The sequence below is a fragment of the Bradyrhizobium sp. LB13.1 genome, assembly GCF_054056815.1.
In genome coordinates this window covers 2,780,972-2,803,401 of sequence record NZ_JBSRYQ010000001.1, presented here as the reverse complement: position 1 = coordinate 2,803,401, position 22,430 = coordinate 2,780,972, and the positions used below count along the sequence as shown (strand labels likewise).

Here is a 22,430-nt window from a genome sequence, read left to right as displayed (position 1 = left end):
CGCAGGCTCATCGCCCAGCCTTCGCGCATACACAGCATGCAAGCATATGCCTGTGGCAGGCGCCCCGGCCGTAGTACATGCCGAGTCCTTATCAGCCCCGCCGCCGGAGCAACGCGCAAGGCAATGACAATCACGTTACCTGCCGCCGCGCGCGAGCCCGACCACACCATTTCCGACGGCCTGCCGGTCGCGCGGCGGCGCTGGGCGATCGCCGCGATCTTCACCGCGCTGGCGATGGCCTCGCTCGACACCGCGATCGCCAACATCGCGCTGCCCGCCATTGCCGCCGATCTGCATGTCACACCAGAGCAGTCGGTCTGGGTGGTCAACGTCTATCAGATCGCGCTGGTGGCGACGCTGCTGCCGCTCGGGGCGCTCGGCGAGATCGTCGGGCACCAGCGCATCTATCTCGGCGGCCTGATCCTGTTCACCATCGCCTCGCTGTTCTGCGCGGAGGCGTGGTCGCTGGACAGTCTCTTGGTTGCGCGCACGCTGCAAGGGCTCGGCGCCAGCGGCATCATGAGCGTCAACACGGCGCTGGTGCGCTTCGTCTATCCCAGCAGGATGCTCGGCCGCGGCTTCGGTCACAACGCGCTGGTGGTCGCGACCGCCTTCACCTTCGGGCCGTCGATTGCCTCCGCCATTCTCGCGGTCGGCCCATGGCCGTGGCTGTTCGCCGTCAACATCCCGTTCGGCCTCGTCGCGATCGGCATCGGCTTTGCGATGCTGCCGAAGACGCCGCGCGCCGATCACGGCTTTGACTTTCTCGGCGCGATCCTGGCGTCGGCCTGCCTCGGCCTGTTCATCACGGGCATCGGCAGCGCCGCGCATAATCTCTCGCCTGTGGTCGTGGGCATCGAGCTGGTCACGGCGCTCGTGCTCGGCTTCGTCCTGACGCGCCGCCATGCCGACCATCCGGCGCCGATGCTGCCGATCGACCTGTTCAGCCGGCCGATGTTCGCATTGTCGGCCGGCGACGGCCGTGTGCTCCTTTGCGGTGCAGGGCCTCGCCTTCGTCTCGCTGCCGTTCTATTTCGAGGACGTGCTGGGCCGCTCGCAGGTCGAGACCGGATTTTTCATGACGCCGTGGCCGCTGGTGGTCGGCATCATGGCGCCGATCGCGGGGCGTCTCTCCGACCGGCATGCGGTCGGATTGTTGGGCGGCATCGGCCTCGTGCTGCTCGGCATCGGCATGGCGCTGCTCGCGATGCTTCCGGCCAATCCTGCTATCCCCGACATCATCTGGCGGATGGTGATCTGCGGCATGGGGTTCGGGTTCTTCCAGGCGCCGAACATGAAGGCGGTGATGTCGAGCGCGCCGCCTCACCGCAGCGGCAGCGCCTCGGGCATCGTCGCAACCGCGCGCCTGACCGGGCAAACCACCGGAGCGGCACTTGCCGCCCTCTGCTTCGCGCTGGCCGGTCGCGATGGCGCCATCGTCGCATTGGCACTTGGCGCCGGTTTCGCCGCGCTCGGCAGCGTGATGAGCTTCTTGCGGCTGGCGGTGAAGTAGACCCTCAAGCCAGATGTCGAGCCGCCGTCGCGTCGATCGTCGCCACCGGAATGACCGTCTCCTCGTCGAGCGCAGCGAGGCGTGCGTCGATGGCATCGATGACCTTGCGCGAGAACGGTCCGAGATGCGCATAGGCGGCGATCATCTGCACGGCGATCCGCGCCGATGACGTGTCGCGCTTGGCGCAGTTCATGAAGGTCTGCCAGAGCGGCCCACGCGCCTCGGGAAGGGCTGTGACCACCTTGTGCACCGTTTCCATCGCGCCGATCCGGGCGCGGATATCGCCTTCCGCGAGCTCCTGGCGCTGGCGAGAGCGGTCGAGCAGCGTCATCAGACGGTCGATGCGCCTCGCATAGGCCGTCGGGCTGTAGATGTGCTCCAGCACGCGCTTATAGTCCATCAGGATGTCGCGCAACGGGCGCACCGGATCGAAGTTGATCCCGGCGGTACACTGATCGGCGCCGATGGTCGGCGCCAGGTCGTGGCCCGGGTGCAGCCGGCCTTCGCGCTCCAGGCGGCGCGTGAGCTGCGTGTTCGGCAAGGCATAGAGCAGGCCGACCATGCTGACGGGGATGGCCGCCTCTTCGATGAAGTCGATCATGGCATCCGCCATCGAGAGCTTCTCATTGTCGAAGCCGACGATAAAACCCGCGGTGACGAGCATGCCAGCGGCGTAGATTTTGTGGATGCTCTCGGCGATGTTGCGTCGCGTGTTCTGCTTCTTCCGCATCGCGACCAGCGTCGCCGGGTCCGGACTTTCGATGCCGACGAAGATGGCGAAGAAGTTCGCCGCACCCATCAGGTCCAATAGCTCGGGATCGTCGGCGAGATTGACTGAGGCTTCAGTCGACAATTCGAAGGGATAGGCGTGAGCGCGTTGCCATTCGGCGAGCTGGGGCAGGAACAGCCGGAGCGACTTCTTGTTGCCGATGAAATTGTCGTCGACGAAGTCGAGATGGCCGCGGTAACCCATTGCGTAGAGCGTATCGAGCTCGATCAGGATCTGCGCGTTTGTCTTGGTCCGCGGCACGCGTCCATAGAGCTCGATGATGTCGCAGAACTCGCAGGTAAACGGACAGCCGCGCGAATACTGCACACCGAGATAAAGGTAGTCCTCGAACTTCAGCAGGTCGAAGCGCGGCACCGGCGTCTTGGTGACGTCGGCCTGGAATTTCGGTGCGATGAAGACGCCGGACCGTGCGCCACTGTCCCAGGCCGCGATGAATTCGTCGATGACGCTCTCGGCCTCGCCGAGCACCTGGAAGTCGGCCGTCTCATAGATGTGGGGGCTCGAAGTGGGATCGGGACCGCCGACCACCACCGGCTTGCCCGCAGCACGGCACGTTTCGATCAGGCGCAGCGTGTCGGCCTGCTGCGGCATCATTCCGCCGGTGAAGACGACGTCGGCCCAGGACAGATCCTCGTCGCCGAAGGATTGCGTGTTGCAATCGATCAGCCGGACCGTCCAGCTCTCGGGCAACATCGCGGCAACGGTGATCAGGCCCAAGGGGGCGGCGGGGCGCTTCACGCCCAACACTTTGCAGGATTCGCCAAAGCTCCAGAAGGATTCTGCCGAGAACAGCGGATAGAGCATCAGGACGTTGCAAGGCTGCGGTGCGTTCATGGAACCCCTTTTGGCTTGATCCCACTGTAGCAGAGCATTGTCGACTTGCACCCCGGCAAAACGGACAAACTGTCGCTCTCGGTTCCAAGGGTGTCTGCCCGCGGAAGCCGGCATACGTCGCCCCAAGCCGTGCCGCGGGCGTCCAAGCAGGGTCCAGCCAGGGTCCAGCCAGGGTCCAGCCACCCCTCAGACTGTTGATTTGAAGGTTTCCAATTTGCCGGACACATTGCGCCCCTGAGTCCTATCGGTGGATTGGACCAATCAGGGGACTGCGATGGCAAACCTTACAATCAACGAAAAAGCCTTCACGCTCGACGTCGAGCCGGATACGCCGCTGCTGTGGGCAATCCGCGAGAATGCCGGCCTGACCGGCACAAAATATGGCTGCGGCATTGCACAATGCGGCGCCTGCACCGTTCACATCGACGGCGTCGCCACCCGCTCCTGCGGGGTTTCGGTCAGCGAGGCCGTGGGCAAGAAGATCACGACCATCGAAGGGCTCGCCTCCGGCAAGTCGCTGCACAAGGTGCAGGAAGCCTGGATCGCCCAGGACGTGCCGCAATGCGGCTATTGCCAGAGCGGCATGATCATGGCGGTGGCGGCGCTCCTGAGCGAGAAGCCGAAGCCGACCGACGCCGATATCGACGAGGCCATCACCAATATCTGCCGCTGCGGCACCTTCCAGCAGGTGCGCGAAGCGATCCACACGATCGCAAGCGCGTAAGGAGCCGCCACATGAATAAGCATGTTTCACCGCGGCTCAACCGCCGCGCCTTCGTCATCGGCACCGCCGCGGTCGGCGCAGGTCTCGCAATCGGCCTCGATATCCCCTTCGGCGGCCCCGCCGTGGTCCGCGCCGCCGACGGCTCCCCCGAGATCGGCGCCTGGGTCGTGGTCCGGCCCGACGACACCGTCGTGATCCGCATCGCCCGCTCCGAGATGGGCCAGGGCTCGCTCACCGGCCTCGCCCAGCTCGTCGCCGAGGAGCTCGAATGCGACTGGTCGAAAGTCTCGACCGAATATCCGACGCCCGGCCAAAGCGTCGCCCGCAAGCGCGTCTGGGGCGATTTCTCGACCGGCGGCAGCCGCGGCATCCGCTCTTCGCAAGACTACGTCCGCAAGGGCGGCGCCACCGCGCGCGTGATGCTGATCCAGGCCGCCGCCGAGACGTGGAAAGTGCCGGCATCCGAATGCACGGCCGCCAACAGCGTCATCACCCATACGTCCTCGGGCAAGACCACGACCTTCGGCAAGGTCGCCGAGGCCGCGGCCAAGCTCACGCCACCGGCCGACGTCAAGCTGAAGGACCCCAAGGACTGGAAGCTGATCGGCAAGGGCGTGAAGCGGCTCGACACCACCGAGAAGACCACCGGCACCATGGTCTATGGCATCGACGTCAAGCTGCCGGGCATGCTGAACGCCGCGATCAAGGACTGCCCGGTGTTCGGCGGCAAGGTGAAGAGCTTTGACGAAGCCAAGATTGCCGGGATGAAGGGCGTCAAAAAGGTCGTCAAGGTCGGCGATACCGCGGTCGCGGTCGTTGCCGACACCTGGTGGCACGCCAAGACCGCGCTGGAGGCGCTGCCGATCGTCTGGGACGAGGGCGACAACGCCAAGGTCTCAAGCGAATCGATTGCAAAGTGGCTGGCCGAGGGCCTCGACAACGCGCAGCCGGCCTATGTCGGCAACAAGAACGGCGACGCGAAGGCGGCGATTGCCACTGCCGCCAAGAAGGTCGAGGCCGTCTACAGCTATCCCTACCAGAACCATGCCACCATGGAGCCGATGAACGCCACGGCGCTCTACACGGCGGACAAATGCGAGGTCTGGTGTGGCACACAGAACGGAGAAGCTGTCTTCGCGGCGGTGCTGGAAGCCTCCGGCCTGCCGGCGGAGAAGTGCGACGTGTACAAGGTGATGCCCGGCGGCGGTTTCGGCCGGCGCGGCCAGACCGACTATGTTCGCCAGGCCGTCATCATCGCCAAGGAGATGCCGGGCACGCCGATCAAGCTGTTGTGGTCTCGCGAAGAGGACATGGCGCACGGCAAGTATCACCCGATCACCCAGTGTAAGATGACCGGCGCGTTCGATGCCGACAACAATCTGGTCGCGCTGCACTACCGTCTGTCCGGGCAGTCGATCCTGTTCTCGCTGCGCCCCGAAGCGCTGCAGAACGGCATGGATCCGGCCGCATTCCAGGGCGTCGCCCAGACCGGCGAAGCCGCGTTCGGCTACTCCGTGCCGAACCTGCTGGTCGAGCATGCGATGCGTAACCCGCACGTTCCGCCGGGCTTCTGGCGCGGCGTCAACGTCAATCACAACGCGATCTACATGGAATGCTTCATGGATGAGCTGGCCCAGGCCGCAGGCCAGGACCCGCTCGAATTCCGCCGCAAGCTGATGGGCAATCACCCCAAGCATCTGGCGGTGCTCAATGCCGTGGCCGGGAAGATCGGCTGGAGCACACCGGCACCGCAGGGCGTCTATCGCGGCATCGCGCAGGTGATGGGCTATGGCAGCTATGTCGCCGGCGCTGCCGAAATCTCGGTGACCGATGGCAACAAGATCAAGGTGCTTCGTATCGTCGCCTCCACCGATCCCGGCTACGTCGTCAATCCGGCACAGGTGGAGCGGCAGATCGCGGGCTCCTTCGTTTATGGCCTCTCCGCGCTGTTCTACGGCGGCTGCACCGTCAAGGACGGCAAGATCGAGCAAACCAACTTCGACACCTACAATTCGATGCGCATCAACGAGATGCCGAAGGTCGAATCGGTGATGGTGCCGAGCGGCGGGTTCTGGGGCGGTGTCGGCGAGCCGACCATCGGCGTCGCGGCGCCGGCGGTGCTCAATGCGTACTTCGCGGCGACGGGCAAACGCATCCGCTCGGTGCCGCTGCGCGACCAGAACATCACCTTCGCCTGAGACGACAGCTGCGGCGGCCACCATGGCCGCCGCAGCATTTTTCGGATGAGGCCCATGAAAGCGTCGATGACACGGCGGAATGCCGTCCTCGGCATCACCGTCGCGGCAACATCGCTCGCCGTACCTTCCATCCTGCGCGCGCAATCGACGGGCCGCGTCGTCGTGGTCGGCGGCGGCTTTGGCGGCGCCGCGTGCGCCCGCGCGCTGAAGCGCGCGCAGGCAAACTTGCAAGTCATCCTGATCGAACCCAATGCGATCTTCACCTCCTGCCCCTTCAGTAACGCGGTGATTGCCGGCCTGCGCGAGATCGACGCGCAGCAGTTTGGCTATGACAGGCTCCGCGCCGAGGGCGTCACCGTGATCGGCCAGGCCGTGACCACGATCGAGCCGCAGCTGCGCAGCGTCATCACGGCCCGATGGCGTTGCGCTGCCCTATGATCGTCTCGTACTCTCCCCCGGCATCGACTTCCATTTCGAAGCGTTGCCCGGCTACGACGACGCGGCATCAGAAAAAATGCCGCACGCCTGGAAGGCAGGCGCGCAGACGCTGCTGCTGCGCCGGCAGTTGGAGGCAATGCCGGACGGCGGCACTGTCGCCATTGCGATCCCCGCCAATCCCTCGCGCTGTCCCCCGGCGCCTTACGAGCGCGCCAGCCTGATCGCGCATTATTTGAAGACGAAGAAGCCGCGCTCGAAGGTTCTGATCCTCGATGCCAAGGACAATTTCTCGCAGCAGCGGCTGTTCGAGAAGGCGTGGAAGGAGCTCTACGGCGACATGATCGAACGCATCGGACTGTCGCAAGGCGGCCGCGTGACCTCGGTCGATCCCGCGACCAGGACCATCGTCACCGAGTTCGGCAACTACACCCCCGACGTCGCCAATGTTATCCCGCCGCAGCGCGCCGGGCGTATTGCCGAGATCGCGGGCGCTGCGGATGCAACCGGCTGGTGCCCGATCAATCCTGTTACCTTTGAGTCAAAACTCGTCCGGAACATCCACGTCATTGGTGATGCCTGCCTCGGCGGCGGCATTCCCAAATCGGCGTCCGCTGCAGGCGCACAGGGCAAGGCCTGTGCTGCCGCCATCGTGAATCTCCTCGCCGGTCGGGCGCCGGAAACGCCGCGATTGACAGGCATCTGCTACAACATTGTCGCGCCCGGTTACGGCTTTTCACTCGCCGGCAATTACCAGCCCAAGGGCGATATCTTCGCCGAGGTCGAGGGCGGCGCGACCAGCCCGGTCGATGCTCCGCGCGAGTTGCGCGCCCGGGAAGCGACTGAAGCCGAGCACTGGTTTCAAACCATCACGGCAGACACCTTTGGCTAGATCATCGATCCATATCGCAGCGCTGATCGCCGCCAGTTTCGCCTTCGCCTGCCATGCAGGGGCAGAGGAACTCCTGCCCTACAACATCGCCGGCGACGGCATTGCGGAATCGCTCACCGGCGCGCCCGGCGATGCCGCGCGCGGCCGCGCGCTTGTGCTCGCGCGCACCACCACCTGCATCCTCTGCCATTCCGGCCCCTTCCCCGAAACGCGGTTCCAAGGCGACCTCGCGCCTGATCTCACAGGTGCGGGGAACCGCTGGACCACGAGCCAGTTGCGGCTTCGACTGGTCGATGCGGCGCGTTTCAACCCGGAGACCATCATGCCGTCCTATTATCGCAACGACCACCTCATGCGCGTCGGGCGCAATTTCGCCGGCAGGCCGATATTGTCGGCCACGGAGATCGAGGACATCGTGGCCTTTCTTGCAACGCTTCGGGACTAGGTCCATGCAAACCACGCGACGACATTTCCTGAGTATCGCCGGAGGCGTCGCGGCCGCCGGGACGATCCCGATCGTCACCCTGCGGCCGCTGCAAGCGACGCCCGCGATGCTCACCACCGCGATCCGCAACGTGGTCGGCGAAGCACCTGTGCGCACCGGCAGGGTGAAGCTCGACATTCCGCCGCTGGTCGAGAACGGCAACACGGTGCCGATGACCGTGAGCGTCGCCAGCCCGATGACGGCGGACGACTACGTCAAGAGCATCCACGTCTTCAATGAGAAGAACCCGCAGCCGAACATCGGCAATTTCTATCTCGGCCCCTCCTCCGGCCGCGCCCAAATCTCGACCCGGATCCGGCTCGCCGACACCCAGAAGGTGGTGGCGATCGCGCGTCTTTCCGACGACTCGTTCTGGCAGGTCACGACCGAAATCGTCGTGACGCTGGCCGCCTGCACCGAGGAGATGAACTGATGGCCGCGCTGATCAACGTTCCGGCAAAAGCCCGGCGCGGCGATGTCGTCGAGATCCGCACTTTGACCTCGCACATCATGGAAACCGGCTTCCGGCACACCGCGGACGGCGCGCCGGTGCCGCGCGACATCATCACGAGTTTTACGTGCCGCTACAACGGCGCCGAGATTTTTCGTGCTGACCTGTTTCCGGCGATCGCGGCCAACCCTTATCTGTCGTTCTTCACGGTCGCGAAGGAGAGCGGCAAGTTCGAGTTCGAGTGGACCGGCGACAACGGCTATTCGTCGAGCGCATCGGCGTCGATCACCGTCGAATGAATTTTTGGTGCGCGATAGCGACGGCGGCGGCGCTCCTCGCCACCACCCCTGCCCTGCTCGCCGGCGAGATTCCGCCGGACGCGCGCCGCTCCGGCTATTCGTTCATGGGGCCTGACACACGTGCGATGCAGGATGACGACACGTCAAATCCCGGCATGCTGTTCGTGCTCGACGGTGAGGCGTTGTGGACGAAGAAGACCGGCAGTGCCGACAAGGCCTGCGCTGACTGCCATGGCGATGCACGCGGCAGCATGAAGGGCGTCGCAGCGCGCTATCCGGCCTTCGACAAGGCGCTGACGCGCCCCGTCACGCTCGACCAGCGCATCAATCTTTGCCGCAGCAATCATCAGCAGGCAACGCCGCTGCCGTACGAGAGCCGCGACCTGCTGGCCCTGTCCGCCTTCGTCGCGCACCAATCGCGCGGCGCGGCGATCACGGCTGGCGACGATCCGCAGCTGAAGGCGTTTGTCGAACAGGGCCGCGACCTTTTCATGCAGCGTGAGGGCCAGCTCAACCTTGCCTGCACCAATTGCCACGACGACAACTACAACAAGCGTCTTGCCGGCGCGCCGATCACGCAAGGGCAGCCGACCGGCTATCCGCTTTATCGCCTGGAATGGCAGACGCTGGGCTCGCTGGAGCGGCGGCTGCGCAGCTGCATGACCGGCGTTCGCGCCCAGGCCTATGATTACGGTTCGCCCGAGCTCGTTGCGCTCGAACTCTATCTGATGTCGCGGGCGCGCGGCCTGAGTGTGGAAACGCCGGCCGTGCGGCCCTGAATTCCGCAGATTAGGACTAGGCAGACGCAGAACGGCCGCTAGTATCCGCCCAAATTGAGTCACAGGGAGGGACCTAAAGTGGTCAACCACAAAATCTCGCGTCGTATGCTTTTAACGGGCACTGCCGCGGCTGGCGCGCTCAGCCTGACGGGATTGCCGGCACGCGCCGAGGTGAACTGGAAGAAATACGCCGGGACCAAGCTTGAGGTGATCCTCGCCAAGGGGCCCCGCGGCGACAATCTGCAAAAATACGTCAAGGAGTTCACCGAGCTCACCGGCATTCAGGTCGAATCCGAGCAAATTCCCGAGCAGCAGCAGCGCCAGAAGGTGGTGATCGAGCTGACCTCGGGACGGCCGAGCTTCGACGTCGTCCATCTCAGCTATCACGTGCAGAAGCGGCAGTTCGAGAGGGGCGGCTGGCTCGCCGACATGACGCCCTTCATGAAGAACCCGACGCTGACCGCCCCTGATCTCGTGGAGAGCGATTTCTCGGCCGCGGGCCTGCAATACGCCAAGAACGACAAGGGCCAGATGCTGTCGCTGCCGTGGTCGGTCGATTATTTCATCCTCTACTATAACAAGGAGCTGTTCGAGAAGAAGGGCGTCGCCGTGCCCAAGACACTCGACGAGATGGCCGCGGCGGCCGAGAAGCTCACCGATGCCAAGGAAGGCATCTACGGTTTTGTCGGGCGCGGCTTGCGCAACGCCAACATGGCGATGTGGAGCAACTTCTTCCTCGATTATGGCGGGGAATTCCTCGACGCCAAGGGCAACATCCTGACCGACGGTCCGGAAGCGATTGCCGCGACCAAGCTGTATCAGACACTCCTGACGAAATCGGCGCCTCCAGGCGTCGCCGGCTTCAACTGGATGGAGTCGATGGCCTCCTTCACGCAAGGCCGGTCCGCGATGTGGATCGACGGCGTCGGCTGGGCGCCGCCGCTGGAAGATCCGGCCGCCTCCCGCGTTGTCGGCAAGGTCGGCTACACCGTCGTACCCGCCGGCCCCAAGGGACAATATTCCTCGACCTATGGCGACGGCATCGGCATTGCCGCGGCGAGCAAGAACAAGGAAGCCGCCTATCTGCTCTGCCAATGGGTAGTCTCGAAGACCCAGGGCGCGCGGCTGCTGCAGGCCGGTGGCGGCGTGCCGTTCCGCAACTCGATCCTCGGCGATCCCGAAGTCCAGAAGGGCGTGAAGACCAAGGAGTGGCTGCAATCGGTGATCGATTCCGGCAAGATCAGCAAGCTGGGCCTGCCCGTCGTGATCCCGGTCGCCGAATTCCGCGACATCGTCGGCGCCGCGGTCACCGCGACCCTGTCCGGCGCCGATCCTGCCGCCGAGCTGAAGAAGGCCAACGATCAGTACCGGCCGATCCTGGAGCGTAGCGAGAAGACGTGAGTGCATTGACACAATCGACTCCGGGCGCGGCAAAGTCTGATGCCGCGCCGGAGAAGGAGTTGCGGCCGCCGTCCTACTGGCCGTTCGTGGTGCCGGCGCTGGTCGTCGTGCTCGCGATCATCATCTTCCCGTGGGTCTTCACGATCTGGATGAGCCTGAACGAGTGGAAGGTCGGCTCGGCGACCACCTTCGCTGGATTCTCCAATTATCTGCGGCTGACGAGCGATCCCCGCTTCATCGAGGCCATCGGGCATACGCTGTTCTACACCGCACTGTCCGTGCTGCTGCCGCTCGTGCTCGGCACGTTTGCGGCCGTGGTGTTTCACCAGAAATTCCCCGGCCGCGGCTTCCTGCGCGGCGTCTTCATCATGCCGATGATGGCGACGCCGGTGGCGATCGCGCTGGTCTGGACCATGATGTTCCACCCGCAGCTCGGCGTGCTGAACTATTTGCTGTCACTGGTCGGGATCCCTGCGCAGCTCTGGGTGTTCCATCCCGCGACCGTCATTCCTTCGCTGGTGCTGGTTGAGACCTGGCAATGGACGCCGCTGGTCATGCTGATCGTGCTCGGCGGCCTCGCCGCGATTCCGACCGAGCCTTATGAAAGTGCACAGATCGACGGCGCCAATATCTGGCAGGTCTTCCGCTTCATCACCCTGCCGCTGATCATGCCGTTCCTGTTCATAGCCGGCATGATCCGCATGATCGACGCCGTGAAAAGTTTCGACATCATCTTCGCAATCACGCAGGGCGGACCGGGATCGGCGTCGGAGACCATCAACATCTATCTCTACAGCGTGGCCTTCTCCTATTACGACCTCGGCTACGGCTCGGCGATCGCGGTGGTGTTCTTCCTGCTGATCGTCGCGCTTGCGGCCGTGATGCTCTATGCCCGCCAGCGCATGCTGTGGACAGAAATCTCGAGCGACGCATGACACCCCGTCAGATCATCGGCAAAATCGGCCTGTGGCTTTCGGTGTTCGTCATCGTATCGCCGGCAATCCTGTTCTTTCTCTGGATGCTGTCGCTGTCGCTCAAATTCGAGATCGACAACGCCGCCTACCCGCCGGTGTTCTTCCCCGAGCATATCGCCTGGAAGAACTACGCGGACGTGCTCGCCTCCAACCGCTTCCTGACCTATTTCATCAACAGCCTGATCGTAACAGGCGGCGCGACGTTGCTTGCGCTGATCGTCGGTGTCCCCGCCGGCTACGGCATCGCACGCATGGCCGCGCACAAATCCGCGATCGTGATCCTGATCGCCCGCATCACGCCCGGCCTGTCCTATTTGATCCCGCTGTTCCTACTGTTTCAGTGGCTGGGATTGCTCGGCACGCTGGTGCCGCAGATCATCATCCACCTCGTGGTCACGGTGCCGATCGTGATCTGGATCATGATCGGCTATTTCGAGACGACGCCGATGGAGCTGGAAGAAGCCGCCCTCATCGACGGCGCCACACGCTGGCAGGTCTTCCGCCATGTCGCGCTGCCGATCGCCAAGCCCGGCATCGCCGTTGCCTTCATTCTGGCCGTGATCTTCTCCTGGAACAATTTTGTGTTCGGCATCGTGCTGGCGGGACGTGAGACACGCACCCTGCCGGTCGCTGTCTACAACATGATCTCGTTCGACCAGCTGAGCTGGGGCCCGCTGGCCGCCGCCGCGCTGATCGTGACGTTCCCGGTACTTCTGCTGACGGTGTTTGCCCAGCGACAGATCGTTGCCGGGCTCACCGCTGGGGCCGTCAAGGGCGGGTAGCTACTCCGCCGGCGCGGCCGTCATCTCCGCATGCGGCATATAGTTCTCGCTGCTGCGCCGGCTGAGAGCGTACAGCCCGGCTGCCATCACGGCGTAGGCGAAAGCGACGGACGGCGTGACGCCGAACCCTCCGCCGATACCTACGGCCTCGCCGTGCATGAAGCCGAAATAGGTGAGCACGGCGCCAACCAGGGCAAACGCCGCGGCCTTCTCGAAATCACGCTCGATGATGAAGACGCCGATGGCACCCAGGATCAGGCCGCCGAGAATGGAGCCGCCACCCATCACGTCCAACCCGTGATAGAATACGCCCTGCTGCGGAAGTGCTGCGATCGCGGCAGCCTTGACCGCGTCGGCCTTGTCGGCGGCCATTCCGCCGACGATCGCAGCCGCATTCATGGTCGAGCCCAGCATAGTGTCGATCTGGAGCTTGGCATCGCCTCCAGTACCGCGGCTGAGTTCGCGACCCAGCCGAAGATGCCGCCCTGGGCCTTGATCATCTTGAGGCCCATCTCATGAAACTCGGGGAAGTAGGATGCGCAGCCGTCCGAGATGACGACGCAGCGATAGCCGCGGTCATTGGCCTCGCGCACGGTGGTGTTGACGCACACTTCGGTGGTGACGCCGCACACCAGCAGATTTTCGATGCCGTATTTCTCCAGCACGTCGGTGAGCTCGGTGGCGTAGAATGCGCCCTTGCCGGGCTTGTCGATCACGATCTCGCTGTCGAGCGGATAGAGCTCCGGGATGATGTCGTGGCCGGCCTCACCGCGAATGAGAATGCGGCCCATCGGGCCGGGGTCACCGATGCGCAAGGATGGCGCGCCGCGCTCGAGTTTCGCCGGTGGCGCGTCGGAGAGATCGGGCAGATGGCCTTCGCGCGTGTGGATCACCAGCATGCCGGTGTCGCGCGCGGCCTTCAGCACCGCACCGATCGGCTTCACCGCGCGCGCGAGCTGGCTGACGTCGTTGCCCAGCGTCTCGCCGAAGCCACCGGGCTCCATGAAATCGCGCTGCATGTCGATGATCACGAGCGCGGTGGCGGACCAGTCGAGCTCGATCGGTCCGGGTTCGGCGCTGATGACGCCCATTGTCGGCTTGCTTGAGTTCAACATGACGCCCGCCCCTCGCGAGAACTCTCTGTGCCAGGAGTTCTGCAAGCGCCGTGCCATTGTGTACAATGACGATCGGGAAGACGAAGCGCGGGAATTCGCTGCGCTATCAGCGCGTTATCGAGAGTGCTCGCGGCTGCTTATTCGCTGTGCGACGGCTTTGCGACGGGCATTTGCCTAGAGGATGAGCGACAACGAAGCTCGTTTTCAGCGGGCAGTCTCTCCGTACCGCCGCCGATATTCTTCCTCATACGGCGCGTAGGAATCCTTCAGCGTCGCCATGTTCAGCAGCATGGTCGCGACCGCCGAATTCGTCTTGTCGAACACACGCGTCTTGACCCACGCACTCTCGGTGCGGCGGCTGCCGGAGAGCGCGACCACCTCGCGCTCGACTTCGTACTCCTCGACGAAGAGCGGGCCCTTCACCAGCCTGATCTCCTGATCGGCGAACAGGCCGACGGCTGGTCCCTTCGCCGGCAACGGATCGTTCTTCGAGCGATACTGGAACAGCACGCTCAGCATCTCCATCGGGATGCCCCAAGGATTCGAAGAAGCATTGTCGGCACCTGAGTAATACGGCGAGTTCTCGGTGATGACGGCGAGCTTTTGCTGCAGCGAGAACGGATAGAGGTCGCCCATGGTGTTCTCCACTGGAAGCCATGACTAGCAGGAGCGCCACGAATGCGGCCAGCGATATTGACTTCGCTGGCCCATGCCTTTGACTGTCACAATTCGCGTCGCGCAGCCGCAATCCCTCCCGCAGCGCAAAGCCCAAGTCGAATAAAGTCGAACGAGAGACAAGGACTTCTGAAATGACGCTGATGCAGGTCGAGCTGGACGACAAATACCGGCTCGAATCGAAGCGGATCTTCCTGTCCGGCACGCAGGCGCTGGTCCGGTTGCCCATGTTGCAGCGCGAACGCGACCGGCTCCAGGGCCTCAACACCGGCGGCTTCATCTCGGGTTATCGCGGTTCCCCGCTCGGCATGTACGACCACGCGCTGTGGCGTGCCAAGTCGCACCTCCAGCAGCACGACATCGCCTTCGTCCCCGGCCTCAACGAGGACCTCGCGGCGACCGCCGTCTGGGGCAGCCAGCAGGTCGGCCTGTTTCCCGGCGCCAAGGTCGATGGCGTGTTCGGCATCTGGTACGGCAAGGGACCCGGCGTCGACCGCTCGGTCGATGCGCTCAAGCACGCCAATGCGGCCGGAACCTCGCTCAATGGCGGCGTGCTTGCGCTTGCCGGCGACGACCACGGCTGCCAGTCCTCGACCCTGGCGCATCAGAGCGAGCAGGTGTTCGCGGCGGCGCTGATCCCCGTGATCAATCCGGCGACGCTGCAGGATTATCTCGATCTCGGCCTCTATGGTTTTGCGCTGTCGCGCTTCTCCGGCTGCTGGGTCGGCTTCAAGGCGATCAGCGAGACCGTGGAGAGCTCGGCCTCGATCTATAGCGATCCCGAACGCATCCAGATCAAGCTCCCCGACGATTTCGAGATGCCGCCCGGCGGCCTCAACATCCGCTGGCCCGATCCGCCGCTGGACGCGGAGAGGCGCCTGTTCGGCCCCAAGATGGCAGCGGTACAGGCTTTCGCCCGCGCCAACCAGCTCGACCGCATCGTGCTCGACTCCAAGCCAGCACGTCTCGGCATCGTCGCGACCGGCAAGGCCTATCTCGATCTGCGGCAGGCCCTCGCCGATTTGGGCATTACCGACAAGGACGCGCAGGACCTCGGCCTGCGCATCTACAAGGTCGCGATGACTTGGCCGCTGGAGGAAAGCGGCGCCAAGCGTTTCGCCGAAGGTCTTCAAGATGTGCTGGTGGTCGAGGAGAAGCGCGGCTTCATCGAAGACCAGCTGATGCGCATCCTCTACAATATCGATGCGTCCCGGCGCCCGACCGTCACGGGCAAACGCGACGAGCGCGGCGCACCGCTGCTGCCGAGCGAGGGCGAACTGACGCCGACCTTGGTCGCGGCCGCGCTGGTGGCGCGGTTGCGCAAGCTCGGCCATCACAGCCCGGTGCTGGAGCAGCGGCTCGCCCGGCTCGAAGCCTTTGACAACCCCGTCACCACCAGCACGCAGATCAAGCTCGCGCGCACGCCGTTCTTCTGCTCGGGCTGCCCGCACAACACCTCGACGCGCGTGCCCGAAGGAAGCCGCGCCATGGCCGGCATCGGCTGTCACGGCATGGCTTTGAGCATGCCGACGCGCCGCACCGATCTGATCTCGCATATGGGCGCCGAAGGCGTGAACTGGATTGGACAAGCGCCCTTCACCACCGAGCAGCACATCTTCCAGAACCTCGGCGACGGCACCTATACCCATTCCGGGCTTCTCGCCCTTCGCGCGGCATCGGCCGCCGGCATCAGCATCACTTACAAGATCCTCTACAATGACGCCGTAGCCATGACCGGCGGCCAGCCGGCCGAGGGCGGCTTCAACGTCGCGCAGATCGCGCACCAGGTCTGGGCCGAAGGAATCAAGCGGCTCGCGATCGTCTCGGACGATCCGACCAAATACCCTGAAGGCAACTACTTCCCGCAGGGCGCGACCATTCATCACCGCCGCGAGCTCGATGCCGTTCAGCGCGAGTTGCGCGACATCAAGGGCCTCACGGTCATCATCTATGACCAGACCTGCGCGGCGGAAAAGCGCCGCCGCCGCAAGCGAGGACTCTATCCCGATCCCGCCAAGCGCGCCTTCATCAACGAGCTGGTCTGCGAAGGCTGTGGCGACTGCTCGCAGGCTTCCAACTGCGTCTCGGTGCAGCCGCTCGAGACCGAATTCGGCCGCAAGCGCCAGATCGATCAGTCGAACTGCAACAAGGACTTTTCCTGCGTCGAAGGTTTTTGCCCGAGTTTTGTTACCGTGCATGGCGGCAGCCTGAAGCGCGTGAAGACCTCGGCAGTCGACTCCGGCCAGTTGTTCGCCGAGCTTCCGTTGCCGCCTGCCCGCGAGCTGGAGGCGCCCTACAACATCCTCGTCACCGGCATCGGCGGCACCGGCGTCATCACCATCGGCGCGCTGCTCGGCATGGCCGCCCATGTCGACGGCCGCGGCTGCTCAGCGCTCGACTTCACCGGCCTGTCGCAGAAGAACGGCGCCGTGATGAGCCATGTACGCATCGCCGCGAAGCCGGAAGACATCTCCGCGGTCCGGATCACCACGGGCGGCGCGGACGTCATCCTCGGCTGCGACATGATCGTCTCGGCCGGTCCCTCCGCGCTCAGCCGTGCCGAGCGCGGCGTGACCAAGGCCTATGTCAACGCCGACCTGCAGCCCACCGCGAGCTTCGTGCAAAACCCCGATCTCGATTTCGAGATGGGCACGATGCAGACCGTGCTGCGCGACGCCGTCGGCGACAAGAACCTCGACATCATCGATGCCACCGGCATTGCCTCGGCGCTGATGGGCGATTCGATTGCGACAAATCCCTTCATGCTCGGCTTCGCCTTCCAGAAGGGCGCCATCCCGCTGTCGCTGGAAGCGCTGCTCCGCGCCATCGAGATCAACGGCGCCGCCATCGAGATGAACAAGCTTGCCTTCACCTGGGGACGCCTCGCCGCCCACGACATGTCGCGGGTGCGCAGCGTGCTCCAGTTCAGGAGCGGGGCGTCCGCGCCGGCGAAGTCGCTCGACGACATCATCGCGACCCGCGCGGAGTTTCTGAGTGGCTACCAGGACAAGGCCTACGCCGACCGCTACCTCGCGGCCGTCGCCAAGGTGCGCAAGGCGGAAGCAGCTGCCTCGCCCGCGTCCGTGGAGCTGACCGAGGCTGTCGCCAAGAATCTATTCAAGCTCATGTCCTACAAGGACGAGTACGAGGTCGCACGCCTCTATACCGACGGCAGCTTCTCCAAGAAGGTCTCGGAGAAATTCGACGGCGACTTCAAGCTGAAGTTCTATCTGGCCCCGCCGATCTTCGCACAGCGCGACAAGACCACCGGACATCTCCAGAAGAAGGAATTCGGCGGCTGGATGATCCACGCCTTCCGCGTTCTGGCCAAGCTGAAATTCCTGCGCGGCGGCGCGTTCGATCCGTTCGGCCGCACCGAGGAGCGCCGGACCGAGCGGAAGCTGGTCGCGGATTATCTCGGCATGATCGATCAGCGGATCGCCGGGCTGAAGGCGGAGCAGATCCCGCTGCTGGCAAAGCTTGCGCGACTGCCGGAGACGATCCGCGGCTTCGGCCACGTCAAGGAGGCCAACATCAAGCTTGCCGCGGCCGAGAAGGCGCGGCTGGAAGCGGAGCTGGAGAACAGCCGCTTTGCGGTGGCTGCGGAGTAGCGGTTAGGCCCGAACCTCTCTCCTGGTCATTGCGAGGAGCCCTTGCGACGAAGCAATCCAGAGTCTTTCCCCGGAGACAGTCTGGATTGCTTCGCGGAGCCCGTCATCGGGCCGCGCTTCGCGCAGACCCGTTGGCTCGCAATGATGGACAACCTCCTGAAAGACCACAGCTAGCGGGCCGGCTTGCGCTCGACCGGGTCGATGTCGATCGCCCGCAGGCGGCCGAGCCGCAGCACGTCCATGGCCAGCCGCCGGCCGATCCGGTCGCGGTCGAGCACGCGGATCAGGTCGTCGACCCCGTTGATCTCGACGCCATCGAGGCTGATCACGACATCGCCGGACAACAGGCCCGCCTTCGCCGCCGGCCCGTCCGGCTCGATCTGCGCCAGCAGCGCGCCCATCTTGTTCTCGACGCCGGCCAGCACCGCGTGCCGCCGCGGGATCGGCGCGGTCTGCCCCGCGACGCCGATATAGGCGCGGCGGACATAGCCGTGGCGGATGATCTCCGACAGCACGAATTGCGCGGTGTTGCTGGCGACCGCGAAGCAGATGCCTTGCGCGCCATTTATGATGGCGGTGTTGATGCCGATCACCTCGGCATTCGACGACACCAGCGGCCCGCCGGAATTGCCGGGATTGAGCGCGGCATCGGTCTGGATCACGTCCTCGATGGTGCGGCCGCTGACCGAGCGGATCGAGCGCCCCAGCGCGGAGACCACGCCGGCGGTGACGGTCGACTCGAAACCGAGCGGATTGCCGATCGCGATCACGAGCTGGCCGCGCTTCAGGTTCTGGGAGTTGCCGAGCGCGGCATAGGGCAAGTCACGCACGCCGTTGGCGCGCAGCAGCGCGAGGTCGGTATCGGGATCGACACCGAGCACGCGGGCCTCGCCGACATTACCCTCGACGTCCCGCAGCCGGATCTCCTTCGACGAGCCGACCACATGGCTATTGGTAAGCACGAGCCCGTCCGGCGAGATCACGATGCCGGAGCCGAGCCCGCCGCGCTCGCGGCCGTTCGGCACTTTTGGCCCGGTTTCGACGCGCACCACCGCAGGGCCGACGCGATCGGTCACGTCGATCACGGCATTGGAATAGGCGTCCAGCAGGGCCCCGTCATTGTCCGGGGCAGCCGCTGTCGCTCGCGATGACGGTGCGTCATCGACGATGTCTGTGGTAAAATCCAGCATGGCAAGAGTCCTTGAGGGTCACACAGATGGTGGCCTGTTCCCTCCAGCGCAAGTGGCCGCTTAGGGCACCCGCCGCAGCGAGCCCGCCCTTGCCTTGACCGGGTCGAGCAGGGACCAGTCGCCATCCGGGAGCACGTAACCCTTGGGGAACGGCGCGCGCAGCTCGAGCCCTAGCGAGTGCAGCACACGGTCGTCGCGGTAGTAGCATTGCAGCACCACGCGGACGAGCGTCACCGCGGCCGCGCCGCCGGAATTGCGAAACTCCTGCACCACCGCGTCGCGCTTTGCCGCATCGAGCTCGGCGAACGGTTGGCCCGCAAGCCGCGCCAGATGATCGAGCGCCGCCGCCACCAATTTGTTGTCACGGCCAAGCGTCGCCAGCATGTCGGCCTGGATCGCGGGATCATCGGCGCCGGGCACCTTGTACGCGTCGCTGGCGGGAACGATCATCGCGGCGATGGTGCGAAGGTCGTCGCGTTGGGCGCGTGTCAGTTGATTTTCTGCGGACATATCATTCTCAATCGAACAAATTGGCGAGGCGTTGCTTCATCTGGTCGGCGACGTAGAGCGCGATGGCCTGGATGGTGGAGGTCGGGTTGACGCCGCCCGAGGTGACGAAGACGCTGCCATCGACGATGAAGAGGTTCTTCACGTCGTGCGAGCGGCCCCATTCGTTGACGACGGAGCGTTCGGGGTCGGTGCCCATGCGTGCCGTGCCCAGCAGGTGCCAGCCGCCCCACGGGATCGGCGAGTTGACGCAGATGTCGCTCGCCCCCGCCGTTTCGAGAATCTCCCGGCCGCGCGCCAGCGCATGCTCCATCATCTTCCGGCTGTTCTCGCTGATCGTGTAGTCGATCTTCGGCGCGGGAATGCCGTGGCTGTCCTTCAAGACCGGATCGAGCGTGACCTGGTTATGCTCCTCCGGCAGGTCCTCGCAAATCGCGGAAAACCCGAGGCGGTGGCCGTTGAGCTTGCGGAAGATGCGGTGATGATCGGCGCCCCACGGCAAGATGCCCTTCTGCTCGCTGACGACAGCCTCGAACACCGGTCCGGCGCCGCGCACGAACTGGACGCCATAGCCGCGCACGAAACCGCGCGCCAGGTCCGTGTCATACCACTCCTTGCTCCACAGGCAGGTCGGCGGCGCACGGTTGCTGTCGGTCGGCTCCTTCACGTAGCCGTAGATCTGCGCATAGGGATGGAACATCAGGTTCTTGCCGACGAGGCCGGACGAATTGGCAAGACCGTTCGGAAAGCGGCTCGATGCCGAGTTCAGCAGCAGCCGCGGCGTGCCGACGCCGTTGCAGGCGATGATGACGACATGCGCCGGCTGGAACTGCTCGACGCCATCCTTGTCGTAGTAGACCACGCCTGTGGCCATGCCGTTCTCGTCGGTGGTGATTTCGCGCACCCGGCAATGGGTGCGCAGCTCGACACCGGCGCGGACCGCGTGCGGCCAATAGGTGATGTCGGTCGAGGATTTTGCGCCTTGCGCGCAGGCCGGCGTGCAATGGCCGAGATTGATGCAGCGCGCGCGGCCCTCATAATCCATGGTCGCGACCGTCGTGTCCGACGGCCACCAGTGCCAGCCGCGCTCGTTCATGGCCTTGCCGATGATGGCGCCGGACAAGCCGAGCGGCTGTTGCGGCATCGGCGGATGCGTCAGCGGCGAGAGCGGATCGCCCGACAGGCCTGACGTCCCCATCATCCGGTCATTCTCTTCGAAGAACGGGGTCAGCGCGTCGTAGTCGATCGGCCAGTCGTCGGCGACGCCGTCGAGCGTCTTGACCTTGAAATCGGAGGGATGCAGCCGCGGCCAGTGCGCCGTGTACATCACCGTCGAACCGCCGACCGCATTGTAGTTGACGACCTTGATCGGCGAATTGTCGTCGTTGATCGGATAGTCCTCGGGCCGGCCGCGGATGTTGGGGCTCGACGACCACTCGCCGTAGAACTTGGCCTCCCAGTCCCGGCCCGTGCTGGGATATTCCGCCGGGTTCATCCAGCCACCCTGCTCCAGGCAGAGAATGTGCATTTTGGTCTCGGCCAGCGACCACGCCACCGCCGCGCCTGAAGCGCCGGCACCGATGATCAGGACGTCCACGGGGTCTTTCATCGCAACCTTTTCCCTCCCTCGCCGCTTCACGGGCGATTCGGCCTCCGCGGTCCGCGAGGCCGGGCAACGATAGGATCAGAGCTACGGCTGAGTAAAGCCGCGGGGCCGGAATGTCGCACTTCGCAGGGCGCAGACCATTGGTATCGCCACATCCGGATGCTAGGAACAAGGCGAAAGACCAATCGATAGCGAGACCGTATGTCCTTCGAGAATTCATTTTCCGCCGCGCGCGCTTTCGCGCTCGTTTTCTTTCTCGCTTTGTCCGGATTTCTGGGCACCTCCGGCCCCGCCTCTGCGCTGACCGCCGCCGCGACAGTCCGCGACGGCAACTCCATCCAGCTCGGCGACGTCACCTACCGCCTCGACGGCGTCGACGCGCCCGAGCTGGATCAGGTCTGCATCGACGATCACGCCGATCCCTGGACCTGCGGCATCGAGGCCCGCGACCAGCTCGCGAAGCTGATCGGCAAGCGATCCGTGCGTTGCGACGATGTCGGCCCCGAAAAGAGCTTCGGCAAGCGGCACCGCGCGATCTGCACGGCCGAGGGCGACAAGACCAGCTTGAACGAGCAGTTAGTCAAGCTCGGCTTTGCCGTCGCGCGCGAGCCGATCAAGACGAACGTCAAGTCAGCGGCGGCCGACGCCAAATCGGCCTCGGTCGGAATCTGGAAGGGCTGCTTTGTTGCACCGCAAGATTTTCGCACCGGCAAGAAGGACGGCGTGCTCCTGGGTGCCGCCTGCCGCGCCGACCGCGACAAGGAGATTCGCGCGGCGTTGTTTCCCGAGGATCTGAACATGCCGCCGAGCTGTAGCATCAAGGGCAAGCTTGCGGTGCGCGCGCGCGTCACCGGCAATATCGGCATCTACCATCTACGGGATTGCCCGAGTTACCCCGCGACCACCAAGCCGGATCGCTGGTTCTGCTCGGAGGACGACGCCCAGGCCGCGGGCTTCCGCAAGGCCTATAATTGCCGCCGGCCGAAATGAGGAAGCCCTTCACGCAGCCGTGAGCGGTAGCCGGAGACAGTATTCATCCGGAATTGAACTCTATCGGGAGTTGCTGCATTTAAATGTGTACGCAAGCGCTTTGCGCGAGCGTTTCCTTGGCGGCAATCCGGTTCCGGCCCGATTGCTTTGCTCGGGCGTTTCCTCCCTAGACTTGGGCCG

General features: G+C 64.6%; 16 protein-coding genes and 4 pseudogenes. 13 read left to right on the top strand and 7 right to left on the bottom strand.

Annotated features, from left to right (window positions below):
• Nucleotides 1–123: 123 nt before the first annotated feature.
• Nucleotides 124–1,513, top strand: a pseudogene (locus ACVWYI_RS13345) (MFS transporter).
• 4 nt (nucleotides 1,514–1,517) lie between these two features.
• Here ACVWYI_RS13345 and ACVWYI_RS13340 read toward each other — a convergent pair.
• Complete coding sequence (locus tag ACVWYI_RS13340) at nucleotides 1,518–3,137, bottom strand: B12-binding domain-containing radical SAM protein (protein WP_456662287.1); 1,620 nt, start codon at nucleotides 3,135–3,137, stop codon at nucleotides 1,518–1,520.
• Between the two features lie 274 nt (nucleotides 3,138–3,411).
• On the opposite strand from ACVWYI_RS13340, the gene ACVWYI_RS13335 reads away from it, so the two are divergent.
• The 10 genes and pseudogenes from ACVWYI_RS13335 (at nucleotide 3,412) to ACVWYI_RS13290 (ending at nucleotide 12,556) form a co-directional block, all read left to right on the top strand.
• Nucleotides 3,412–3,861, top strand: coding sequence for a (2Fe-2S)-binding protein (locus ACVWYI_RS13335; protein ID WP_247441256.1), 450 nt, complete (start codon nucleotides 3,412–3,414; stop codon nucleotides 3,859–3,861).
• 11 nt (nucleotides 3,862–3,872) lie between these two features.
• A complete protein-coding gene (locus tag ACVWYI_RS13330) occupies nucleotides 3,873–6,059 on the top strand; it encodes a molybdopterin cofactor-binding domain-containing protein (protein WP_456662286.1) in 2,187 nt (728 codons plus the stop codon).
• Nucleotides 6,060–6,113: 54 nt separating this feature from the next.
• Nucleotides 6,114–7,386 (top strand): annotated as a pseudogene (locus tag ACVWYI_RS13325) (FCSD flavin-binding domain-containing protein).
• Nucleotides 7,379–7,831, top strand: a complete 453-nt coding sequence (soxX, locus tag ACVWYI_RS13320; protein WP_247348240.1) for a sulfur oxidation c-type cytochrome SoxX — start codon at nucleotides 7,379–7,381, stop codon at nucleotides 7,829–7,831. The pseudogene ACVWYI_RS13325 and the gene soxX overlap by 8 nt, the downstream one beginning before the upstream one ends.
• 4 nt (nucleotides 7,832–7,835) lie before the next feature.
• Nucleotides 7,836–8,303: a SoxY-related AACIE arm protein gene (locus ACVWYI_RS13315; RefSeq protein ID WP_456662285.1), complete on the top strand. Its 468-nt coding sequence runs from the start codon at nucleotides 7,836–7,838 to the stop codon at nucleotides 8,301–8,303.
• Complete coding sequence (soxZ, locus tag ACVWYI_RS13310) at nucleotides 8,303–8,620, top strand: thiosulfate oxidation carrier complex protein SoxZ (protein ID WP_247441222.1); 318 nt, start codon at nucleotides 8,303–8,305, stop codon at nucleotides 8,618–8,620. Before ACVWYI_RS13315 ends, soxZ begins: the two co-directional genes overlap by 1 nt.
• Nucleotides 8,617–9,399, top strand: a complete 783-nt coding sequence (gene soxA, locus ACVWYI_RS13305) for a sulfur oxidation c-type cytochrome SoxA (protein ID WP_456662284.1) — start codon at nucleotides 8,617–8,619, stop codon at nucleotides 9,397–9,399. The genes soxZ and soxA overlap by 4 nt, the downstream gene beginning before the upstream one ends.
• A 105-nt stretch (nucleotides 9,400–9,504) precedes the next feature.
• Entirely contained in the window at nucleotides 9,505–10,800 is a 1,296-nt protein-coding gene (locus ACVWYI_RS13300; RefSeq protein ID WP_456664518.1) for an ABC transporter substrate-binding protein, read from the top strand.
• Nucleotides 10,797–11,735: a carbohydrate ABC transporter permease gene (locus tag ACVWYI_RS13295; RefSeq protein ID WP_247348229.1), complete on the top strand. Its 939-nt coding sequence runs from the start codon at nucleotides 10,797–10,799 to the stop codon at nucleotides 11,733–11,735. Before ACVWYI_RS13300 ends, ACVWYI_RS13295 begins: the two co-directional genes overlap by 4 nt.
• Nucleotides 11,732–12,556 (top strand): carbohydrate ABC transporter permease, encoded by an 825-nt coding sequence (locus tag ACVWYI_RS13290; protein WP_247348226.1) that lies wholly within the window; start codon nucleotides 11,732–11,734, stop codon nucleotides 12,554–12,556. Before ACVWYI_RS13295 ends, ACVWYI_RS13290 begins: the two co-directional genes overlap by 4 nt.
• On the opposite strand, the pseudogene ACVWYI_RS13285 reads toward ACVWYI_RS13290, so the two are convergent.
• The 3 genes and pseudogenes from ACVWYI_RS13285 to ACVWYI_RS13275 all read right to left on the bottom strand — a co-directional run.
• Nucleotides 12,557–12,991: pseudogene (locus ACVWYI_RS13285) on the bottom strand (regulator); the annotation flags it as partial.
• Nucleotides 12,952–13,671 (bottom strand): cysteine hydrolase family protein, encoded by a 720-nt coding sequence (locus ACVWYI_RS13280; RefSeq protein WP_456662283.1) that lies wholly within the window; start codon nucleotides 13,669–13,671, stop codon nucleotides 12,952–12,954. The pseudogene ACVWYI_RS13285 and the gene ACVWYI_RS13280, both read right to left, overlap by 40 nt.
• A gap of 204 nt (nucleotides 13,672–13,875) precedes the next feature.
• Nucleotides 13,876–14,316: pseudogene (locus tag ACVWYI_RS13275) on the bottom strand (hypothetical protein); the annotation flags it as partial.
• 164 nt (nucleotides 14,317–14,480) lie between these two features.
• On the opposite strand from ACVWYI_RS13275, the gene ACVWYI_RS13270 reads away from it, so the two are divergent.
• Nucleotides 14,481–17,957 (top strand): indolepyruvate ferredoxin oxidoreductase family protein, encoded by a 3,477-nt coding sequence (locus tag ACVWYI_RS13270; protein ID WP_456662282.1) that lies wholly within the window; start codon nucleotides 14,481–14,483, stop codon nucleotides 17,955–17,957.
• Nucleotides 17,958–18,127: 170 nt separating this feature from the next.
• Here ACVWYI_RS13270 and ACVWYI_RS13265 read toward each other — a convergent pair whose 3' ends face one another.
• The 3 genes from ACVWYI_RS13265 to ACVWYI_RS13255 are packed head-to-tail and all read right to left on the bottom strand — an operon-like array spanning nucleotide 18,128 to nucleotide 21,263.
• Complete coding sequence (locus ACVWYI_RS13265; RefSeq protein ID WP_456662281.1) at nucleotides 18,128–19,147, bottom strand: S1C family serine protease; 1,020 nt, start codon at nucleotides 19,145–19,147, stop codon at nucleotides 18,128–18,130.
• A gap of 60 nt (nucleotides 19,148–19,207) precedes the next feature.
• A complete protein-coding gene (locus ACVWYI_RS13260) occupies nucleotides 19,208–19,657 on the bottom strand; it encodes a hypothetical protein (RefSeq protein WP_456662280.1) in 450 nt (149 codons plus the stop codon).
• 7 nt (nucleotides 19,658–19,664) lie between these two features.
• Entirely contained in the window at nucleotides 19,665–21,263 is a 1,599-nt protein-coding gene (locus tag ACVWYI_RS13255; RefSeq protein ID WP_247348217.1) for a GMC family oxidoreductase, read from the bottom strand.
• 198 nt (nucleotides 21,264–21,461) lie between these two features.
• Here ACVWYI_RS13255 and ACVWYI_RS13250 point away from each other — a divergent pair, with 198 nt between their 5' ends.
• On the top strand, nucleotides 21,462–22,250 hold the full coding sequence (locus ACVWYI_RS13250) for a thermonuclease family protein (RefSeq protein ID WP_456662279.1): 789 nt from the start codon (nucleotides 21,462–21,464) through the stop codon (nucleotides 22,248–22,250).
• The last annotated feature ends 180 nt before the right edge of the window (nucleotides 22,251–22,430 follow it).

Excerpts from the sequence above, each read along its gene's own strand:
- ACVWYI_RS13250 (WP_456662279.1), top strand. The coding sequence starts at position 21,462 with ATGTCCTTCGAGAATTCATTTTCCGCCGCGCGCGCTTTCGCGCTCGTT.
- ACVWYI_RS13290 (WP_247348226.1), top strand. The coding sequence starts at position 11,732 with ATGACACCCCGTCAGATCATCGGCAAAATCGGCCTGTGGCTTTCGGTG.
- ACVWYI_RS13340 (WP_456662287.1), bottom strand. The coding sequence starts at position 3,137 with ATGAACGCACCGCAGCCTTGCAACGTCCTGATGCTCTATCCGCTGTTC.
- ACVWYI_RS13335 (WP_247441256.1), top strand. The coding sequence starts at position 3,412 with ATGGCAAACCTTACAATCAACGAAAAAGCCTTCACGCTCGACGTCGAG.
- ACVWYI_RS13260 (WP_456662280.1), bottom strand. The coding sequence starts at position 19,657 with ATGTCCGCAGAAAATCAACTGACACGCGCCCAACGCGACGACCTTCGC.
- ACVWYI_RS13265 (WP_456662281.1), bottom strand. The coding sequence starts at position 19,147 with ATGCTGGATTTTACCACAGACATCGTCGATGACGCACCGTCATCGCGA.
- soxA (WP_456662284.1), top strand. The coding sequence starts at position 8,617 with ATGAATTTTTGGTGCGCGATAGCGACGGCGGCGGCGCTCCTCGCCACC.
- ACVWYI_RS13270 (WP_456662282.1), top strand. The coding sequence starts at position 14,481 with ATGACGCTGATGCAGGTCGAGCTGGACGACAAATACCGGCTCGAATCG.
- ACVWYI_RS13300 (WP_456664518.1), top strand. The coding sequence starts at position 9,505 with ATGCTTTTAACGGGCACTGCCGCGGCTGGCGCGCTCAGCCTGACGGGA.
- ACVWYI_RS13315 (WP_456662285.1), top strand. The coding sequence starts at position 7,836 with ATGCAAACCACGCGACGACATTTCCTGAGTATCGCCGGAGGCGTCGCG.
- ACVWYI_RS13255 (WP_247348217.1), bottom strand. The coding sequence starts at position 21,263 with ATGAAAGACCCCGTGGACGTCCTGATCATCGGTGCCGGCGCTTCAGGC.
- ACVWYI_RS13280 (WP_456662283.1), bottom strand. The coding sequence starts at position 13,671 with ATGTTGAACTCAAGCAAGCCGACAATGGGCGTCATCAGCGCCGAACCC.
- soxZ (WP_247441222.1), top strand. The coding sequence starts at position 8,303 with ATGGCCGCGCTGATCAACGTTCCGGCAAAAGCCCGGCGCGGCGATGTC.
- ACVWYI_RS13330 (WP_456662286.1), top strand. The coding sequence starts at position 3,873 with ATGAATAAGCATGTTTCACCGCGGCTCAACCGCCGCGCCTTCGTCATC.